The following is a 20,041-nucleotide window of genomic DNA, read 5'->3' as shown; positions in this document are numbered from 1 at the left end:
TTAAATATAATAACTCGTTTTAGTCATTATTTTGGATGTTGTGTTCATTAAATTTTTTAGGGCTCGCGGTAATTCCATAGCGCCAGCTTGCTTTGCAGCTTCAGCATGTTGTGCCTCATCTTCTTGCATTTGTTTTAGAATAAGTTCGGTTTTTTTATCTTCGGGTGGTAATTTTTGCAAATGTTTTTGCAGATGAGCGCTCACTTGCGTTTCTGTTTCTGCTAAAAAACCTAAACTAAATTGGTCGCCAATTAATCCTGCAAAAGCCCCTATGGTAAATGAGCCAATATACCACAGTGGATTTAATAAGCTAGGCTGGCTATTTAATTCATATAAGCGTTGTTCACACCAAGATAAATGATCAATCTCTTCTAAAGCAGCATTTGCCATTTGTTTTTTTACATGGGTTAGGCGCGCTGTGAGTGCTTGACCTTGGTAAAGTGCTTGCGCACAGACCTCGCCTGAATGGTTGACTCGCATAAGACCTGCGACATGCTTTTTTTGATTTGTAGTTAAATGAGTTGTATTTATCTTATCAGCAGGTGATGGCCTTTTGCTAACTCGTTGTTGTGGAGGGATAATTGCTCGTAAGGCTACGTCAATTTCATTAATGATCTGATCAAGTATACTGAATTGTTTCATGCGAGCCTCATCTGCTATAACTGATTTTTAACTATTAAACTAGTTACTAGTTTATCAGTAAAGACTGAAGGACAAAAATTAAAGCGCAACTTAGAGCACTTAAAAAATTATAACTTGGCTATTATCTAGTTGATTTTTGGAAAGATTAAATTGCATTGTTTTAGCAAACAATGGTGGGTTACGCCTATAAAAGATAATTTAAAGTTAACTATTGTTTTAATTGAGTTTTTGGTAAAGGTTGGGTAGAGTGTCTATAGCTATTGCTAAAAAGGAATTATCTATGACTCTTTTACATTTGATTATTTTAATTGTGCTAGTCGGTGTTATTTTATGGGGAATTAATGCGTTTATTCCCATGGCACCATTAATAAAAAATTTATTAAATTTTCTAGTTTTTATTCTTTTGCTTATTTATATTCTGCAATTTTTCCAGCTCATTCCAACCATCATCCCATTTCCTACTATCTTTAAGTGACGTTAGAGCAGGCTATTGATAATTTGTCAGCCTGCCCTAGTTTTCTGCCGCCAAGTCATTGATTATTTGGCGGCGTTTGCAATTTTTCTAGGGCCCAGGTGAGTCATTTAAATTATTAGTGGGTGGTATAATAGGATTTACCGGCGCATCATCATTGCTAGCCGCTTCACCAGTGACTGACTCATCTTCTTTTTGAGACTTCTCATCGGCTTCAGGCGATTTAATCCCTGCTTTGGGTGTAATTGGTTTTGTTAAGGTGTCATTTTGAGTTGGGGTAGTAGTAGGTGGCTGTAAATCAGCATAAGTTAACAAAGGTATTACTGCGAGGGTTGCTCCCAACATAGAGAGTAATTTTTTCATACAATCTCCTTGTAATTTTATTTAATTTGGAACTTGTAAAACTACACCAAAGGTACCTTTAGCATTAATGTGATTAACAGCGCTCTCACATAACCGCCATCTTTGTCTTAGTGCGGTGCCTTAATTCTGCTCCTTGAAATATTGATGCTTTGCATTAAAGCAAAATCTACCGGTTATGCCAGAAGACTAATGTTGATTAGGATGAGATATATAGCTACCGTAATAATCAGTCATTGTTTTTTTCCAGGTTTGGCTAGACATATCCGGCCAATTATCCTTATTAAAACCAGGCGATTTTACTAATATTTTTTTATCAATTGGAATAATGAAGCATTCCTTTTTAGAGTCATACGTAAACATACCCCAAGGGAGGGCAAATAATTTATGTCCCATTCCCATAAAGCCGCCATGAGATAATACCACATAGGCAACTTGACCTTGTAATTTATCAAGCATTAATGCTTCAATCGTGCCTAAATTCTCACCTTTTGGATTTTTTACATCAACCCCGATGACATCCTCGGCACTTACTACGTACATGTCCATCACTACCTCCTTGTTTAAACGACTGTGTTAATGCATCAGTCTTACTAAACCTTTTATAAACCCTCTTTTGGCAGAACAATGGTGTTGTTAGTATAATGCTTAAATCCTCATGTTTTGCTGACATGTCCTTTTAACGTTGTGCTTTATTTTTTTTGATTCGGCCCTGGCACACGTGCTTGGTATTTATAGTAAACGCACGTTAATTTACTGGCAAGGCATTAGTAACTTCAATTCGATCGTTTATTGTTTCCACATCTTCAAATGATTTCACTGTGTCTATAATAAATTGCTTTTCTTGTAAAGAAGCTACTTTGCCTATTAAAGAAACTTGCCCATCGTTTACTTCAATTTGTACAGGCCAAGTGGATACTTCTTTTCCTAATCTTCCTGATTGTAAAAGAATTCCTTTTATTTTAGCCCTTAACAGGGTGTCTCGCAGTGGTGCTTGATTACCTACCACCGTTAAATTTTCAGCATTAACGTCCACAACGCCCAACGTTGATTCAACTAACATAACAATCTGCTCATACTCGGCATAAGAATTTAGTTGGCCAGATAAATAAGCGAGCCCATTATCAACATGAATGGTAATTTTTTTTGCATTGTTTCCCAAAGCTGTACGAATGGATGTTAAAATAGATTGGTCATAATATTCCATCGCTTTATTATTTGTCGCTTCTGGCGAAGTTGGTGAAGTATTACTAATTGTTTGTGCAAGACTATAATGAATGGCAGGTTGCATCAGCGTGCAGCACAAGAAAACAACTATTGCTTTCCATCGACCTACCAAATCCATACCTTTCTCTCTACGGTTGAATATTTAGCTAATTCGTTAGTTATCACTTTTATAAATTATTTTGTTCGTTATTTAGCTTTAAAATATAAAGTAAATTAAAAGACAATGTATTTCTGTAGATGTAATATCCATGAATAATTTCAATATTTTAAATAAAATTTACTATTCTTAATAGTAAAAAGCTTATATTGAGAATAGACAACAATAAGCGAACATGCAAATTAGTTCAAAACCTTAAAGAAGGATGTAAGAAGTGACAACTTTTTCTAATGCGTCAATCTATGATGTGCCCATTAAGTGTATGGATGGGCAAGAAATAACACTGCAGGGCTATAAGGGACAAGTATTATTAATTGTTAATGTTGCTAGTCGTTGTGGCTTTACTTCTCAATATACGCAGCTAGAATCATTATATCGAGATTATCATGCTAAGGGGTTTAATCTTTTAGGTTTTCCTTGTAATCAATTTCTAGCGCAAGAGCCTGGCAGTGATGCGCAAATTAAGGCCTTTGCTACAAACTGCTATCAAGTTACGTTTCCTTTATTTGCGAAAATAGATGTTAAAGGTGAAAAACAAGCCTTAATTTATCATTATTTATCTAAGCATATTAGAAAAAAGCCATTAAAGTTTGTACCTTGGAATTTTACAAAAATCTTAGTTGATAGTCAGGGTAATGTTGTTAAGCAGTATTTACCGATCACCTCTTTTGATAAAATTCGTAAAGATATAGAGCGCTTGTTAACAGGTTAAGCGTAATTTGACGAAGGTATTAACTTTTAATCTTTAGTGCAACTGAGCCTTGACATAATCTGAGCCAGATGCAGCCATTTGGTAATAGGATTACCCTATTACATGCAAGAGAAGCGCCAATAATATCTATTGTAGTTTCGCAATAATTTGCTGGCAGAAAAAAGGTAAATCAACCGGTGTTCTGGAAGTAATTAAATTACCATCTACAACTACTTGCTCATCAAGGTACTGAGCGCCTGCATTAATCAGATCATCTTTAATGGATTTAACACCTGTTACTTTTTTTCCATCTAAAATTTTAGCTGAAATTAAAACCCAACCAGCATGACAAATTGCAGCTACTACACCGCCTTGCGTGTAAGTATTTTTAATTATTTGCACCATAGGTTGTTGAGTACGCATTTTATCAGGTGCATACCCACCGGGTATAATAACCGCATCAAACCGCATACTACTGGCTTCCTCAGCAGTCACATCAGCTTTAGCTTCATAGCCTAATTTGCTTTTATAGCTCTTAATTTCTTTTCCGATAATTAAAGGCTCTATTCCTTCCTCTTGTAAACGCAAGTAAGGATACCAAAATTCTAATTCCTGGTAGTCATTTTCAATTAAAATGCCTACTTTCTTTTTTGCTAATCCCATAGTATCACCTTTAATAAAAAGTTTGCCTAAGCGCTTTAGCCTTCTAGGGCCATATTATAGATTATATACGCTTGATTTTAAATCATTGTCCAAAATTTAAAATATAGTAAATTAAAAAAATAATTAACTAACAAGCGTTTACTGATACTATGTATTTAACATTCCCAGAAAAATATTCTTGTGTATAAATTTCCTGTAATAAAGATACAAAACGGCACTGTTGAAGCCATTAAATGGCTAGCACTATTATTTATGACCATTGATCATGTCAATCGTGTCTTTTTTAATGGCAGTTATTATGCTGCTTTTTGTATTGGCCGCTTAGCAATGCCTTTGTTTGCATTTATTTTTGCGTACAATTTAGCGCGGTCACAGAGCCTTACTCCGGCGATTTATTTTAAAACAGCTAGAAGGCTTCTTTTATTTGGTGCGTTAGCAACGCCTGCTTATATGCAAATGTTACATTTAGTCCGCATTATTCCGCTAAACATTATGTTTACACTGCTAATAGCAGCAACCACGATTTTTTTCTACTCTCAAAAAGGAGGGCAGCTTTTTGCATTTTGTATATTTTTTCTTGGTAGCTTGCTTGTTGAGTTTAGTTGGCCTGGTGTAGCCTTGTGTGTTTCATTTTGGCTATATTTGCGTAACCCCACATTAGTATTTGCTTGCCTTGTTTTAATATCTTATGTGCTACTAGGCCCAGTTAATGGTAATAACTGGGCTATGGCAACGATACCTATTATTTTAGGAGCGACAATTGTAACTATCAACGTACCTAGACTGCGTTATGTATTCTGGATTTATTACCCATTACATTTAACCGTATTGGTACTTGTTAAATTATTAATACAAAGATAACTAGTTATCTAGAATATTAGGATTCATTGCCTTGACTGGCTTTAAAAGCCTGCCAATCCTCATCATGGGCAAAAATATAACGACAGGCATGCTCAATAAAGAAATCTCTATAGCGGATACCAGCATGCTCACAGTATTCTGTTATTTCGTCATACACTGCTTTACTTATTCTAATGCGGAATTGGGTTTTTTTCTCAGCAGCAGGTTCTTGCGAAATAAGCATTTTCTTTTCTCTCTTTCTCTTTAACACATAAAACAAGCAAATAATTATAATCAAACATTCATTTAATTCAATTAACTAATGAGAAGTTGTTAAGAGAGCATAGTTCATGGTAAGGTCAAACAGTCAAATTAACTCAGGAGAACCCATGAAAAATTGCTTTAAAGTAGTAGCTTTAGCAACGCTAATGATGTTGTTGTTTGGGTGCCAAAGTAGCTTGCTTTCCAGCAATAACATGCCTTTTACCATGAACTCTGATGCTTCAATTACAGACTCAGTGAGAGCTACTCTTGGTAATGACAGTCAACTAGCCAGTATTCCAATTGAAGTACAGACTGCAAATGGTATAGTTGAACTAAATGGTTATGTTAAAACGATTCGCCAGAGTGATACGGCACTTGAGCTAGCAAGTAGGGTACCTGGTGTCAAAGGTGTGCAAAATAACTTAATTGTTAGAAAATAAGCTTAAGTAGTTTAGTGAGGGTTATTTTAAAAAAGATAGTTTAGAATGCCCTATTTTTAAGAATAGATCTCTTTTGCAAAAGGTCTAAGGCAAAGTAATATTTAATTTTTAGAAATAGGGTCTTAAGTGTTGATTTGACTAATTCGGTTTTGTAAAGAGTTTGTTTAACGAGCGAAATGTTGCTTGCTAAAGGCAACTCTCTCAAGTATCGACTCGTTAGCTTCTTGTGTACGAGCTTCAATTATTTTATAGCGTTTAACAGCGCCTTCCCGGTTTGCAATTTGTATATTTAAACCTGGCCGAGCATTTAGCTCTAGCATTAAAGGGCCGTGATCGTTATCTAAAACGATATCTACCCCTAAATATCCTAGCCCAGTAAGTTCATAGCAGCTGGCAGCAATTTCAAGAATTTTGTCCCAATGAGGAACAGTAACATCATTGATTTGCTTTAAGGTATCTGGATGGTAATCAATCGTATCATTGTGAAAGACACCGCCTAATGTTTTACCTGTAGCTAGATTAATACCAACGCCTATGGCGCCTTGATGTAAATTCGCCTTACCTCCAGACAGACGTGTTGGTAGACGCACCATAGCCATGGCAGGATAACCTAGTAACGTAATAATACGAATATCTGGCACACCTTCATAACTTACTTCTTTAAAAACAGGATCAACGACAACGCGATGCTCTACAATAGCATAATCAGCATGGCCCCCCAAACTATAAGCACCTGATAGCAAGGATGATAAATGATAACTTATCTCTTGGCGGGTAATTAATTTGCCATTTATTTGTCTATAGCGCCCAAAAACCCGATCAGTGATAACAATAATCCCATCGCCGCCAGCACCATGAGCAGGCTTTATAACGAAATCTTTATAAGGTGACAAAATTTTATCAATTTCTTTAACTTGATGTTCGGTTTCTATAATTTCATAAAGAGGCGGAACCGCAATGCCTGCCTTTAAGGCCAGGCGCTTGGTTTGTAGCTTATCATCTACTAGTGGGTAGCGTTTACGTTGATTATAACGGAGCACATAATCGCTATTACGCTGGTTAATACTTAAAATGCCTTTTTGCTTTAAACTGCGATAAATATGCCACATTAAGAATCTCCAGCTGCTAACGCTTTAAAACGAAACAGTTCAAAAAGACGATAACCTCTGTATTGGCCAAAGAGTAAAATTAATGCTAGCAGAACTAATAATAATTCGGGAAAGGCAAATATCAAATACTGCATGGGGGGGTAATTCATTGCACTATAAGCGATAACAGCTGCAAGTAAACTACCTAGGCCAGATTTAATTGCCTCTCCAGGACCGCGCTCATCCCACGTAATACACATTCTTTCAATAGTCATGGTTAAAATAACCATAGGGAATAACGCCACAGATAAACCTGATTCCAACCCTAAATTCTGGCTCATTACACTAATAAAAATCATAAGCATGATGACAATGGTTAAAATAGCAGCCAACCTTGGCACCAATAGGAGGCGTAACTGATCAAGATAAAAACGGGCTAATAAACCAAAAGAAACAATCAGTATAAACAGCGTGATGCCCCAAATGATGTAAGTCTCACGAAAGGCAAGCGCAATTAATACAGGCATAAATGTACCAAAGGTTTTTAAACCAATGAAATTACGCAGTAATAAAATAATAAAAGCGCCAATAGGTACAGTAAGCAAAATTTTATAAGTTTCTTGCGTATTGACTGGTAACTGCAAGAGAGAAAAACGCAGCATTTCTGAGTCAGTCTGTAAACCACGTGCTTTAGCAATGGTTAAGGCATTAATGGGGGTAGGCGATATCGTCAAGTTAAAAGAAACTTTTTTGCCACCAACTACGGTATAAAGAGGATCAAAGCCATATTGCCAAACGAGAAAGTTTTTAGGCAAACCTGCACTACCTGTACGAGGGTTAATATAGAACCAATCTTTGCCATTATAAACGGCCATAAATAGTTTAAACTCTGCTTTAGCTTGCTGGCTTAAATAAATTCCTTTAACTGGCATAGCATAAATTTTAGCTTGATTAAGTACAACTATCGCGGCATTAAGAATATTAATATCTGAAAAATCACTACCAATAAGAAGCTTGGCATTGCCTTCTTTTTTATTGAGCTCTTTAATTGTTCCTTGCGCAAACGTTTGTATGTCTGCTGATGATTGACGGACTAAATTAGTAATATTATTAACAGCCGATTTTTGATTTTCGGCCAGCGCCAGCATTTTAACCGGTGGAGGCTTTGGTAAGGTTGCTTCATTCGTATCCGTTTCACGGAATATCGCTCGATAATAAAGTGATTGCTTGCCTGCGCCACGACGCAAAGACCAAATTGTTTGCCGATTATACCCAACTAAATTAGTGGTAACGCCATAATTATGAGATACGAAATACTCATCTAAAATAGCGAAATAAGGTGGCATATATGGAATAATAAAATTTGCTTTAACAGGTGTATTACGTTCAGCTATAAATTGTAAATTAGCTTCAGCCATCCAGCTGTTAACCGTTTCAGTATCGGTAAGTGGAACATCTAAAACCAGATGACGATATAAAAATAACCCTATACCCAGAAGAAACAAGATAATAATTAAACCATAAATATGGTGTTTATTTGACTTCATTATTATTCAACATGATTGGTTTAACATTAAAAGAAACACTTGGATCGACTAAACCTGAAAATGAATTAATGGCATCCCGCCCTAGAAGTAAAGGATATAAGAACCGTTTACGATTTGCTAAATTAACGGGAATAGTTCTTTCCATATTGCCGATACGAATACGCATGAGCACAACCGGCCTATTTAACGGATCTTTTGTAGATTTAATATTTTCACCAGCTCGTACCTTAATTTTTACATCACCTACGTATTCTGCTACAAAGGCTACTTCACTTTCTTTGGTAGGAACTAAGAAGCTTAAATAAGTTTTACCATTTTTTTCAACTTGTTGAATGTGAATTGCACTAAGAGAAGCCGATTTCGCGCCTGTGTCTAATTTGGCCGATAACGTAAGGTTTTTATCAACAAGGACTGCTTTTTCCACATAACCATAAATAATTTTATTTTCTGCAGCCATAGTATACCCTGAAAGTATTGTGCAAACTAAAATGAGCAAAGCAGACAACTTCATTTCTTCCTCCCACTAGTTAAAAAGATCCTAAATATTATCAGGTTAGTTGGGCTGCGCCCAGCGCTCTTAATAAGCATAGAAAAATAAGCGCAGCCTAGGAATTAAAAGTTAAAGGAGTGATTGTATGTATATCGTTACGAAATGGCTAGTTATCTCTTCCTAATATTTTCTTATTGTCATGCTAACATGATAATACCAGCATAGCGTCACCCACTAAGCTTTATACTTCGCTGCCTAAAATTTAGTAGGGAACGCCATATTAATTTGCTAAATGCAAAGAGGTAATGCCAATTAATCCCGTAATAAAATAAAAAATTGCCATCTTAAAGCGCTGTCCTCCTCGTAAAAACAAACATAGTATAGTTAATACAATTAAGGCAGGATAGGTTAGTTGTAAAATAGGGCTTAAGAAAGCAGCAATCCCTTTGAAATCTAGTAGAGATATAATAAAAGCAAAGCTTGTAGTAAATATTAAGAAAATAAAAAATTTCTCATGGTTTACTTTAAAAGTGGAGGTAAGGTAGCGAGCAAATAAATTATTTAGCGCAACCGCTGTTGTTAAGCATGAAAAAAACATGGTAATAGCCATGAACAACGTTGCTTGACCACCTAAAGCATGTGCAGCAATGGTGGGTAATATTAACTCTGGTTTAACATGCATAAGTAGCGGTGCATAATGCGCGCCAAGATAAACAAGGCCTAAATAAATAAGCCCTAATAAGGCTGCACCTAAGATGCTTGGTTTAATAGCAAAGCGGATAATTTCTTGATTAGTTGAATGAGGGAAGTCAGCTTGTATTTGCTTAAAGATAAGCGCTGAAAAGAAAAAAGCTGCAAAAAGATCCATGGTTTGATAACCAGTTAAAAAGCCATTGGCCAAAGCCTGGCTGGCAACTGTCTCATTTAGAATAACAGGTGCTTTAATGACAGCAATAAAAATTAAAATGACGAGTGTCGTTAATAATAGTGGGCTCATCCATTTACCTAACGCTCTAACCATCAGCCGATCATTTAGACAGAGAATAAACGTTATTAGGCAGAATATTAAGCTAAACCATACCAATGAAATATGAGGAAACAGATAGCTCACACTACCATAAGCAACGGTAATACAGCGTGGCACGACACCAAACGAGCCTAGTAAAGACAACGTAAGAAATGGTAGTACTGCACCTGCGACTTTACCTGCCTCGTTGAAAAAACGTAGGTAGTTGCCATGGTAAAGTTTGATTACAAATAAACCCATCAAAGGTAAAAAGATTCCTGTTACGAGTAAGCCTACAAAGCCTAAAAACCAATGTGAACCGCCGGCATGGCCAATTTCTAACGGAAATACTAAATTACCAGAGCCAAAAAACATGACAAAAATTGCGAAGCCATATGTTAATGTTAACTTGTACTGCTGCATCGAAGGTGTTCCTATAAACTTATTAGCTAAACTTGGGAGTTGAGTGTAAATAAAATTTAAATGCGGGCGAGGTATTAGTCGGTCTAGCCGACCACATAGTCATGTAGAAAGGAGTTGTAGCTAGAAATAGGCCTTTGCCATGGTGTTAATAATTTATTATTCATTAATGTAGTGCCTGATCAATTATATGCCATAATAGCTTCTTAATAGGCATTTGACAAGCTTTAATTTTTTAAAGAGTAAGAGCTTGATATAAGCAAGATAATGGCTTCTTAAACTTATAAAATTTTCTAACGATTGCAATAAAAGAAAAGGTCATTTACATTAAAGTGTCTTTCTTGCTCAAAATGATTTTTAGCTTAAAAAATAAACAAAATTTGACCAAAAAAGCTGCTTTAATTTTTAGTTAGTTGTGTTAATATCGTTGATGGACTAACTAAATTGTAATTTTTTAAGGCAAAATGAAAGTTATATTGCCATTTAATTCTTATTTAGATACAATGCAGCCAACTTAGCTGTTGCATTGAAGACCAATGACGACCGATACGAGTACAGACTATTCAGTTCATAACGAAAGTAATCTCTATTCAATAGCCGGAAGGCTGGATGTTCAAAGCCAAAGCCGTCTGCTCGCTAAGCAGCTCCATGAAGCCGGGAATATTTATATTCTATATGGCCTACTTGACGGTTTAAACCTTTCCTATAGCACCCTTAAATACTGCTTTGATGTACTTTTAACAAATAGCAAAGCATCTGCTTCTGACGCCTTGCACGAATGGACATTAACTCCTGAAGGAATGTTAGTAGCAGCAACAGAATCAATTACATTAATTGCTTTCTCAATGCTTGCTAATTATTTTAAAGACAGCGATAAAAACCTCTTTAAACGTTACATTGCCATTCTCTGGCCCTATCTACGTGATTCTATTAAAGCCGTAAAAAACAGCTATAAAGGCGTACGTAACACGATTCAAGTAGCCAATTTACTAGGTGGAGGGGGGATTAATTTAAATTTCTTAATGCTTCCTGTCGGCTTAGCCTTAAGCGGTTTAACCGTGTTAAATCGTATTTGGTATCGCCATGTGGTGAATTTGCGTAAAGATATGATGAAAGCTAATGGCACCCTATTAGCATCAATTGAGCAGCAAGACGCTTTAACAGAGGAAGAATGTAGACAGATCCGCTATAAGATTAACTGCCAAATCGAAGAAATAAGAATTAAGCATAGGCTCGCGTTTCTATCAGCAGCAGCTGGCGGATTGCTTGATAGCTTTTATTCATACATGGGGATTTTATGTTTATGTTCATTTAGTTGGCCACTGTTATTAGCTATGACTGTTATTTGCATCACATTTGCAGTGATTAGTATTTTAACCCGTATTTATGAAGAATATGATAATCAACGCAAGCTTGAAGTCACTCAGGCTAAGATTGATCTTACTTTATTTGTTAAAGAGCACACGCTTTCGCTACAAGCAGATTTTGCTCGTTTACAAGAACTATCAGAGTTGATAGCAGCTGGAAATAAGAATTCAGATTATTTAGAGGAACAGGAAAGGCTTGCGTCAGAAATACAAAATAAACTAGAGGCCTTTAGAGCCAAGCGTGATCATCTTAAATCATTAAACACCTTCTCACCTCTTGCCGCCTGTTTAGAAGGCATGAAAAATGGCTTAGCTGCTTATACTGCAGCTTCAAGCATATTATTTGCTATTTCAACATTGGCTTTCTTTACATCATTTGCCTTTCCGCCCATTGTCATCATTAGCCTTATTTCTTTAGGCCTTGTTTTTCTGGCAGGCTTTGTTGCTCATTCTATGTATAAACATTACCAACATAGCGTGAGCGAGGATATTGTTGCTGATAAGCCTTATGAGCAGTTACAAGACATGCTAAGAGATCTTAAGCAAATGCAACAAAAATCAGCCAACGAATTACCTGAAGATGAGCCTGGTATAAAGAAAAGGGATTTTAAAGAAGAAGCAAAAACTATTATAAATGATGGTAGTCAAGTAGCTAGTGCACCTGAATTCACGTTTCAAAGCTGGTTTGAAACCATACGTTCTTTTTTTTCAGGCTTAGCTAAAGGACCGAAAACAGTAGATTATACACTCAATCCTTTACAAGAATTAGGAAGTGATGGGCATTATCATGAAACCCCTGTTATGATAGGCTTGTCTTTTGCAGCCTCAGCATTGTATGCATTTACAATGGCGTTACGTGCCCATGCGCGAAGTTTTGGTCGCCCGCCGATTACTCAGAGTAAGGCTACGGATAAAAATAAGGCCGAAGTTGACCCAATTTCAACAGTCAGCAAGGCAACTGGGTCAATAAATGATCCTAATCAACATTTAAAGCCACCTGAACGCACGACAGTAAAAAAATCAGGTAAAAAGAAAATGTGTCTGTCAGAAGAAAGCAAAATAGCAATAGCTAGTACAACCTTAATCGATTCTAATCAACCACCCCACCTAAAAAAGAAACCTAACCATAAAGAAAAAGCCAATCCAACAAATGTAGATAAAGCCACTGTAACTAGCAATACTAAAAACTCTAACAAATCAACTCAACCAGTAGACGCCCCAGCCTATGGCTTATCTCCACTTAGACTAGCTAATCATATTATTTATGGCTCTAGTGAAACAACGAAGTCTGGAAAGTCTTCTAGGCTGCCAAAAAAGCCCTTAGACCCAGAAGGCAATAAGCAAATATTTGGTGAGCATAACATTCAAAATACAGAGGATGAATTTTTAATAAAAACGCCAAGTCCCTCTACATTGGGTAGATCTCGGTTTTCATTATTTGGCCAGAAAGATTTTTTACCTCGTTCCCCAACGCCTGTTGTAGCATCTATAACAGCAACTACTCCTGAGGTAGTCTATTAAAGATAACTAAAAACATAAGCTTTCTGCTAAGATAACGTTTGCTTAGCGCCACAAAGGTTAGCTTATTGCCTTTATGGCGAACTTAGGTTAGGTAGACTTAATTTTGTGTTGATAAATTTGCGGGTTTAAGTTGGGATCGTTATACATTTTTAACTGCCGATAAAGTTTAAATGTACGTGTTTTATTTTTTATTTCATTAAGCAATTGCTCTAAGCAACTATATAGCTGGCTTTGTTGTTGAAGTAAGGTGGTAAGTTTCTGCTGGCACTGTAAAATATGATGATTATCAGCATCTTGGCGCAGTGTTTGTTGCTCCATGTGATAGGCTTTTAGCGCTAAAATGGAGAGCCTATCAATAATCATGCCTGGGGTTTCTGAGTGCACAGGACATAAACTTGGCTCAGCCGGTTTTAAGTGGGTAAAAAACCAATCATCAATAGCTTCCATGCGATTATTGCGTTGTTGATTGTAGTCATCAATTTCTCGCTTTGCTCGATAAACAAATTCATAACCCATATCATCACGGCGGGCTTTATCTTCAGCATGCCAGAGCTTATAGTTAAAGGCGTGGTTTTCTTCGATTAAAGCGAGTAAGTTTTGCTGGGTGTAAATAACACCGGTTTTTTTCCATAAAATAATACTATCCCGATGTAATTGAATCATCTCAGAAATTTGTATAGTAATGGTCATAGTTAGCTTAAACGGTATAATAATTAAAAAGTACTTTGCTTTTACAACATTTCTAACAAGTTTAAAAGTAGCTTTATTGTATTTATACTTATTTGAAACACTAATGGAGAATTTTATGAAATTTTACTCTGCAGTCATGCTATTGATTATAAATACTCTAGCCTATGGCCAAGCTACATTTCCTACGGGCTGTAATCCTATTTCGGTACAAGGAGAAACAGTTCTATTAAAAACGAAGCAACCGGTTGTATTTTTAATTTATAATAATGCTGCTGATGATTTATGGATTACTCATCCTGTATCTGAGCCGAGTGCGAGTGCTGGTTGGAGTAGTCGGCTTGAAACTCATAACTGGTCAGCTTTTGCGCTTGATCAAAAATCTTTCGAATTAAGTTGTATTGAGTCAAAGCCAGGTCATGAGCAACAAATTCCTTGTGCCGGGATACTCTCTATATGTAAGTGGCCAGCCCTTAAAATCCCTGCAGGTACTACTGGTACTTTTTGGGCAGCTGAAAACATGAATTTGCAAGCTTTAAATGCCTATTTAGGTGGCAGAGGTTTTAAATTACTTTCTGCACAATAAGTGATAAACTACTTACTAGTTAAATGTAAGAAGTAAAATAATTTACTAAGTTAATTATGCTTAGAACTAATAATTTAAAACAATGTGGTGCTTGTGAGTAAAAAAAACAAAGATCCTTATTACAAAAGAGAAAAAGAAAAGTATGGTTTCCCTATTCCTAGCCGTGAATTAATCATGCAGGTGCTAGAAGAATATGGCCGACCTATGTCTCGAAATCAATTAATCAAAAACTTAGATATTCATTCAGAAAGTGAACAAGAGGCATTAGGTTTTCGTTTAAAGGCCATGTTACGTGATGGGCAAATTATGCAAGATAGGCGTAATAGATTTTGCTTATTAGGCCGTATCAATTTAAAAAAGGGAACAATCCAAGGTCATCCAGATGGTTATGGCTTTTTTATCCCTGATGATGGTAGTGACGACATGGTTTTATCGGCCACAGAAATGCGAACCGTCATGCATGGTGATACAGTTCTTGCCTATCAAAGTGGTCAAGATAGAAGGGGGCGGCCTGAAGGAAAAATTCATGAGGTTATTGAGCATGCCAATGTTACCGTAGTTGGGCGTTTTTTTACCGAGCAAGGGGTAGGTTTTGTTATTCCTGACAGTAAACGGCTAACACAAGATATCTCTGTGCCATTAGAATTTGCTATTGGTGCTAAGCAAGGCCAAATTGTTCTGGTTGAGATAATTGCCTTTCCTAGCAAGCGTAATCAAGCAATAGGCAAGGTCATGCACATACTTGGTGAGCACATGGCCCCAGGTATGGAAATTGAAGTGGCTATTCATGCCCATGGTATTCCATCTGAATGGCCTGAAGATGTGCTTGGCTCTGTGGCAAGCGTTGCACAACATGTGACGCCTGAGCAATGCGTGGGCCGTGTTGATTTAAGGCATCTCCCTTTTGTAACCATTGATGGCGAGGATGCTAAAGATTTTGACGATGCCGTTTATTGTTATAAAAAAGCCAAGGGTGGCTACCACCTTTATGTTGCTATTGCTGATGTTAGTCATTATGTACCTATTGGTTCTCCTTTAGATAAAGAAGCAGCGCGGCGTGGTAATTCGGTTTATTTTCCTGGAAAAGTAGTTCCTATGTTACCCGAAGCATTGTCTAACGGGATATGTTCTTTAAATCCGCACGTTGATAGATTATGTATGGTTGCCGAAATGGCGATTAGTGCTGATGGAAAAATTACGCGGTCTAAATTTTATCGAGCTGTTTTCCAATCGCAAGCACGCCTAACTTATACGCAGGTTGCACATTGGTTAGAACAAAATACGATTGATTCGGAACGGCAAGCGGTTTGGTCTAATTTACAAGATTTATATGGTCTTTATAAAATTTTGCTACAAGCGCGAAAAAAGCGTGGCGCAATGGATTTTGATACCACAGAGACCTCAATTGAATTTGATGAGAATAGGAAAATACAACGTATTATTCCTGTCACCCGTAATGATGCTCATCGCTTAATTGAAGAATGTATGTTAGCTGCGAATGTCGCAACGGCCCGCTTTCTAGAACGATCAGGCATTCCAGCCCTATATCGAGTACATGCTACACCCGATGAAGATAAAATTACGGCATTACGTCAATTTTTAGGCGAATTGGGGTTACGCTTAGGTGGAGGTAAAAAACCACATCCAAAGGATTTTCAAACGACTATTGTTTCTGCAGATAATAAGCCGGAAAAGCATTTAATTGAAACCGTGATTCTACGTTCTTTAAAGCAAGCCCAATATGCTGAGAAAAATGATGGTCATTTTGGCTTAGCTTATCCAGCCTATGCTCATTTTACATCGCCGATACGTCGTTATCCTGATTTGCTTGTTCATCGCGCTATAGGTCATTTAATTGATAATCAGCCAGTTGATGAATTTACCTACACTGAAGAGGATATGAATCGTTTTGGTAAGGCATGTTCTGCTACCGAGAGGCGAGCTGATGAAGCAACGCGAGAAGTGATTTCTTGGTTAAAATGTGAATACATGCAAGATAAGCTTGGCCAAACATTTAATGGAACTATCTCATCTGTTACCGGTTTTGGTATTTTCGTTGAATTGGATGAAATTTTTGTTGAAGGGTTAGTTCATGTTACCTCGTTAAAAAATGATTATTATGAATTTGATCCAGTCAAGCATCGTTTAAGAGGAACTCGTGGCGGTCAAACCTACCGTTTAGGGGATAAAATTAGAGTTTTAGTCGCTCGAGTTGATCTCGATGAGCGTAAAATAGATTTTGAATTGGCTGAAGCAGAGGATGTTAACCATGAGTGAGCAGGTTATCTATGGCCTGCATGCCGTCACTGCCTTATTAAAACGCTCTAATCGAGCCATTAAAAAGCTCTTGCTTAATAATGATCGCCATGATGTGCGTATTCAAACACTATTTGATCTGGCTCTACAACGACAAATTCCTATTGAAAAATTAACTGCCGAGCAGATGAACCAGCGTTTTACACAATTTACTCACCAAGGGGTTGTTGCGTATGTTGGTGATTTACCTACCTATCATGAGAGTGATTTACCTTCCTTATTGCAAACCAGTAAAAAACCACCCCTGCTGTTAATTTTAGATGGGATCACTGATCCACATAATTTAGGCGCTTGTTTACGTACAGCAGATGCAACTGGTGTTGATTTTGTTATTTTACCAAAAGATAAAAGCGTAAGCCTTACGCCTGCCGTTAGCAAGGTAGCTTGTGGCGCTGCTGAAACTATTCCTTTGGTTCGTGTGACCAATTTAGTACGCGCTATGGAGTTATTGAAACAAGAAGGGATTTGGATTTATGGTGCTGCTGGTGAAGCAAAGCAAACTATTTATACGCTTGATTTTAAAGCGCCAATAGCCCTTGTTTTTGGTGCTGAAGGAAGTGGCATGCGGCGGTTAACCCGCGAACATTGTGATGGTTTATTTGCCCTTCCTATGGTAGGAAGTGTAGAGAGCTTAAATATTTCAGTTGCAGCAGGCGCTTCCTTGTATGAAGTACTGCGGCAACGTTCTTAAACGATGAGTTAGTTGCTTTTAACTTGTAAGTCTAATTTATTGCTAGACGTTCAGAGATCCGCTCTTTATTAAAACTTTACTATAATTTCAATCATACCTTAAATTTAAGGATGCTTAGCATTCTTAATAAGAAGGCTGCTATGTCTACGGCTGGAAATTTGAAAATTAGTAAAAAGCAGTATCAAGATTTTGATAAGCGCCTTCTTGAAGAAACGAATCTTTTGGAAACCTGGTTTAATGACCAATTTTTTGTAGAAAGAGAGTTAGAAGTTGGTTCGGAAATTGAGTTATTTTTGCTAAATAATCAGTATAATCCTCTGCCTAAGAATTTAGATTTTATTAAAAAAGTTAATAATAATGCCTTAGTACCTGAGGTAGGCGCGGCTCATTTAGAAATTAACTCGTGCCATGTTCAATTATCTCCTGATGGCTTAAATAAATTACATCAAAATCTCTTAAAATTTTGGCAAGAATGCTGTGATATTGCTCAGCAAAATCATTATCATTTAGCCTTAATTGGCTCTTTACCCACTGCTACAAAAGAGCACCTAAATATAAACTACATAACGGATAAAAAACGCTATCATCTTATTAATCAGTGTATGTTAGATCAATGCCAGGGCGAACCCATTTTAATTAACCTTACAGGCGCTGAGCATCTCACATTACCGCTGCAATCCTTAACAATTAATGGCCTAATTTCAGCATTTCAAATCCACATTCAAATTGGCTTAAGTCAATCGGTTAAATATTATAATATTGCCCAGGCTATCGCAGGCCCTATGCTCACGCTAGCATGCAATAGCCCTTTTATGTTAGGCAAACACGTTTGGGCTGATACACGAATTTTTATTTTTGAACAAGCAATGACCTTACCGCGGTTTGATAGGGCTACTGGTTTTAAATGCTGTTTATTTGGAGTTGGTTATTTAAAAAATTCTTTTTTTGAATTATTTGATCAAAATTACCATTTTTTTCCAAGGCTTATTCCTGAAGTTTGCCATCAATCACCGCCTGAGCAAATGTTTCACGTAAGGCGCCAAAATGGCGTTATATACCGTTGGAATAGGCCTGTGGTTGATTTCAATAATAAAGGACAGCCACATTTACGAATTGAGCACCGAGGTTTATCTACCGGCCCTACTATTATAGATATGATAGCAAATGCTGCCTTTTTTTATGGATTATTGAGCTATTTTTCGTTACAGCCCGAACCCATTGAATATTTATTACCTTTTTGTTTAGCACGAAAAAATTTTTTTGCAGCAGCACGTTATGGCTTTGATGCCCAATTTATGTGGTTTTTAGGAAAAAAAGTCAAGGCGCTTAGTTTATTAAAAGACTTAGTTCCTAAAGCACGCAAAGGCTTACAAGCATTGGGCATAAGTCAGATTGATATTGAGCTATATTTAGGGAATATAGATAAACGTATTGCTATGAAAATGAATGGCAGTGCTTGGCAATGTCAATTTGTAAATAAATATGGTAAAGATTTTCATAATATGATGGAAGTTTATCTAGCTAATCAAAAGCAAGAATTACCTATTTCAGAATGGACTATTTAATATGAGAGCCGTTAACCAAAGTAATGTTATTAAACATGTCTTTCATGATTTAACAGAAAATGAGCTGCTTTTTCTTTCTAATTTTATCGTTAAAAAATCGTTTGAACCTGGCGAGCTTATTCTTGCTCAAGGCAGTTTTAGTGAAAGTCTCTATATTATTGATCAAGGAGAAGTTATTGTTTCTGTTATTTTACCTGGTGATACTATAAAACAAATGGCCGTTTTATCTGAGCTACAAATTTTTGATGAAGTTGCATTTCTTGCCCAAGATTTAACGACGGCTACGATGAGCGCTAAAACGTATGTTAATTGCACTTTGCTTACGCGGTCTGTATTAAATACGCTGCGAATTGCTTATCCTAAAATTGCTTTTAAAATTGAACGTGTCCTCGTTAAGCAAACCGAGCAAAAAATTATTTTCAATGGCAAAAAATTAGTTAATTTTCTATGTTCTAAACCGAGCGATAAATTGTATTTAGACCATACTCATCAACTGCCAATTTCTCAGGCTCAACACCAAGAACTCTATATTACTTCAATAAATAGGCAACTTTTAGATAAATTAGCATTCTTCACGGTTCTTACTGATTCTCAAATCAAGACACTATTAATGATAATGCGTGTCTATGCCTATGATAAAGGATATCAACTAAATCAAAATCTGGGTAAAGTTAATTTAGTTTTTTCAGGGGCAGTCATGTGTTTTTTAGCTAATAAAGATAGTTTAGTTAAATCCATAGGTATTATGGGAATTGGTGAGGTATTTTTTCAGCAGTTTTTTTCTAAAGCCTTAAACTCTCTTTTCAAGTTTGTAACTTGCGAAGAGAGCATAATTTTAGAGTTAGATGTTAATAAATATTATCAATTAAAGCGTTTAGATGAAGAGATTTTTTATAAAGTAAATAATTACATAAATACAGCGTTTGTCAGTCGATTTTATATAATAAATCGACAATTTATAAGAATTAATTGTGAGTATATGAATGTAGCATCATAAGGAT

At 36.5% G+C, this 20,041-nt stretch carries 21 protein-coding genes; 10 read left to right on the top strand and 11 right to left on the bottom strand.

What is annotated here, in order from left to right; genetic code table 11:
• Positions 1–642 (bottom strand): 2-polyprenyl-3-methyl-6-methoxy-1,4-benzoquinone monooxygenase, encoded by a 642-nt coding sequence (gene coq7, locus DYE47_RS13495; RefSeq protein WP_115303861.1) that lies wholly within the window; start codon positions 640–642, stop codon positions 1–3.
• Between the two features lie 280 nt (positions 643–922).
• On the opposite strand from coq7, the gene DYE47_RS13490 reads away from it, so the two are divergent.
• Positions 923–1,117, top strand: coding sequence for a Thivi_2564 family membrane protein (locus tag DYE47_RS13490; protein WP_115303860.1), 195 nt, complete (start codon positions 923–925; stop codon positions 1,115–1,117).
• A gap of 87 nt (positions 1,118–1,204) precedes the next feature.
• Here DYE47_RS13490 and DYE47_RS13485 read toward each other — a convergent pair whose 3' ends face one another.
• The 3 genes from DYE47_RS13485 to DYE47_RS13475 all read right to left on the bottom strand — a co-directional run bounded on the left by DYE47_RS13485 (position 1,205) and on the right by DYE47_RS13475 (position 2,819).
• Positions 1,205–1,477, bottom strand: coding sequence for a hypothetical protein (locus DYE47_RS13485; protein ID WP_115303859.1), 273 nt, complete (start codon positions 1,475–1,477; stop codon positions 1,205–1,207).
• A 186-nt stretch (positions 1,478–1,663) separates the two neighbouring features.
• The gene (locus DYE47_RS13480) at positions 1,664–2,023 is read right to left on the bottom strand and encodes a PRC-barrel domain-containing protein (protein ID WP_115303858.1); all 360 of its coding nucleotides are present in this window, start codon (positions 2,021–2,023) and stop codon (positions 1,664–1,666) included.
• Between the two features lie 199 nt (positions 2,024–2,222).
• The gene (locus DYE47_RS13475; protein ID WP_115303857.1) at positions 2,223–2,819 is read right to left on the bottom strand and encodes a BON domain-containing protein; all 597 of its coding nucleotides are present in this window, start codon (positions 2,817–2,819) and stop codon (positions 2,223–2,225) included.
• Between the two features lie 253 nt (positions 2,820–3,072).
• Between DYE47_RS13475 and DYE47_RS13470 the strand changes: the two genes are divergently transcribed.
• Positions 3,073–3,570, top strand: coding sequence for a glutathione peroxidase (locus tag DYE47_RS13470; protein ID WP_207385195.1), 498 nt, complete (start codon positions 3,073–3,075; stop codon positions 3,568–3,570).
• Between the two features lie 126 nt (positions 3,571–3,696).
• On the opposite strand, the gene DYE47_RS13465 is transcribed toward DYE47_RS13470, so the two are convergent.
• The gene (locus DYE47_RS13465) at positions 3,697–4,212 is read right to left on the bottom strand and encodes a type 1 glutamine amidotransferase domain-containing protein (RefSeq protein WP_115303856.1); all 516 of its coding nucleotides are present in this window, start codon (positions 4,210–4,212) and stop codon (positions 3,697–3,699) included.
• A gap of 180 nt (positions 4,213–4,392) precedes the next feature.
• Between DYE47_RS13465 and DYE47_RS13460 the strand changes: the two genes are divergently transcribed.
• Complete coding sequence (locus DYE47_RS13460; RefSeq protein ID WP_115303855.1) at positions 4,393–5,073, top strand: TraX family protein; 681 nt, start codon at positions 4,393–4,395, stop codon at positions 5,071–5,073.
• A 16-nt stretch (positions 5,074–5,089) separates the two neighbouring features.
• Here the strand turns inward: DYE47_RS13460 and DYE47_RS13455 are convergent, their stop codons facing one another.
• Positions 5,090–5,296 (bottom strand): hypothetical protein, encoded by a 207-nt coding sequence (locus tag DYE47_RS13455; protein ID WP_115303854.1) that lies wholly within the window; start codon positions 5,294–5,296, stop codon positions 5,090–5,092.
• Positions 5,297–5,402: 106 nt separating this feature from the next.
• Between DYE47_RS13455 and DYE47_RS13450 the strand changes: the two genes are divergently transcribed.
• Entirely contained in the window at positions 5,403–5,756 is a 354-nt protein-coding gene (locus DYE47_RS13450) for a BON domain-containing protein (protein ID WP_176579716.1), read from the top strand.
• Between the two features lie 164 nt (positions 5,757–5,920).
• On the opposite strand, the gene DYE47_RS13445 is transcribed toward DYE47_RS13450, so the two are convergent.
• The 4 genes from DYE47_RS13445 to DYE47_RS13430 form a co-directional block, all read right to left on the bottom strand.
• Complete coding sequence (locus DYE47_RS13445; protein ID WP_115303852.1) at positions 5,921–6,865, bottom strand: alpha-L-glutamate ligase-like protein; 945 nt, start codon at positions 6,863–6,865, stop codon at positions 5,921–5,923.
• A complete protein-coding gene (locus tag DYE47_RS13440) occupies positions 6,865–8,391 on the bottom strand; it encodes an inactive transglutaminase family protein (RefSeq protein WP_115303851.1) in 1,527 nt (508 codons plus the stop codon). The genes DYE47_RS13445 and DYE47_RS13440 overlap by 1 nt, the downstream gene beginning before the upstream one ends.
• Positions 8,378–8,902: an ATP-dependent zinc protease family protein gene (locus DYE47_RS13435; protein WP_115303850.1), complete on the bottom strand. Its 525-nt coding sequence runs from the start codon at positions 8,900–8,902 to the stop codon at positions 8,378–8,380. Before DYE47_RS13435 ends, DYE47_RS13440 begins: the two co-directional genes overlap by 14 nt.
• 259 nt (positions 8,903–9,161) lie before the next feature.
• On the bottom strand, positions 9,162–10,310 hold the full coding sequence (locus DYE47_RS13430) for a branched-chain amino acid transport system II carrier protein (RefSeq protein ID WP_115303849.1): 1,149 nt from the start codon (positions 10,308–10,310) through the stop codon (positions 9,162–9,164).
• A gap of 533 nt (positions 10,311–10,843) precedes the next feature.
• Here DYE47_RS13430 and DYE47_RS13425 point away from each other — a divergent pair.
• Positions 10,844–13,195 (top strand): hypothetical protein, encoded by a 2,352-nt coding sequence (locus DYE47_RS13425; RefSeq protein ID WP_115303848.1) that lies wholly within the window; start codon positions 10,844–10,846, stop codon positions 13,193–13,195.
• 87 nt (positions 13,196–13,282) lie between these two features.
• On the opposite strand, the gene DYE47_RS13420 is transcribed toward DYE47_RS13425, so the two are convergent.
• Entirely contained in the window at positions 13,283–13,885 is a 603-nt protein-coding gene (locus DYE47_RS13420) for a DUF4254 domain-containing protein (protein WP_115303847.1), read from the bottom strand.
• Positions 13,886–14,000: 115 nt separating this feature from the next.
• Here DYE47_RS13420 and DYE47_RS13415 point away from each other — a divergent pair, with 115 nt between their 5' ends.
• From DYE47_RS13415 to DYE47_RS13395, 5 genes are all read left to right on the top strand, one after another.
• Entirely contained in the window at positions 14,001–14,468 is a 468-nt protein-coding gene (locus DYE47_RS13415) for a hypothetical protein (protein ID WP_115303846.1), read from the top strand.
• Between the two features lie 93 nt (positions 14,469–14,561).
• Positions 14,562–16,745 carry a ribonuclease R gene (rnr, locus tag DYE47_RS13410; protein ID WP_115303845.1) on the top strand — a complete coding sequence of 728 codons (2,184 nt, stop codon included), beginning with the start codon at positions 14,562–14,564 and terminating at the stop codon, positions 16,743–16,745.
• Positions 16,738–17,475, top strand: coding sequence for a 23S rRNA (guanosine(2251)-2'-O)-methyltransferase RlmB (gene rlmB, locus DYE47_RS13405; protein ID WP_115303844.1), 738 nt, complete (start codon positions 16,738–16,740; stop codon positions 17,473–17,475). Before rnr ends, rlmB begins: the two co-directional genes overlap by 8 nt.
• A 140-nt stretch (positions 17,476–17,615) precedes the next feature.
• Positions 17,616–19,040, top strand: coding sequence for a glutamate-cysteine ligase family protein (locus tag DYE47_RS13400; RefSeq protein ID WP_115303843.1), 1,425 nt, complete (start codon positions 17,616–17,618; stop codon positions 19,038–19,040).
• A 1-nt stretch (position 19,041) separates the two neighbouring features.
• Positions 19,042–20,037 (top strand): cyclic nucleotide-binding domain-containing protein, encoded by a 996-nt coding sequence (locus DYE47_RS13395; protein ID WP_115303842.1) that lies wholly within the window; start codon positions 19,042–19,044, stop codon positions 20,035–20,037.
• Positions 20,038–20,041: the final 4 nt, after the last annotated feature.

Source organism: Legionella beliardensis (genome assembly GCF_900452395.1).
Taxonomy (GTDB): domain Bacteria; phylum Pseudomonadota; class Gammaproteobacteria; order Legionellales; family Legionellaceae; genus Legionella_C; species Legionella_C beliardensis.
This window is presented reverse-complemented; position numbering and strand designations above follow the sequence as displayed.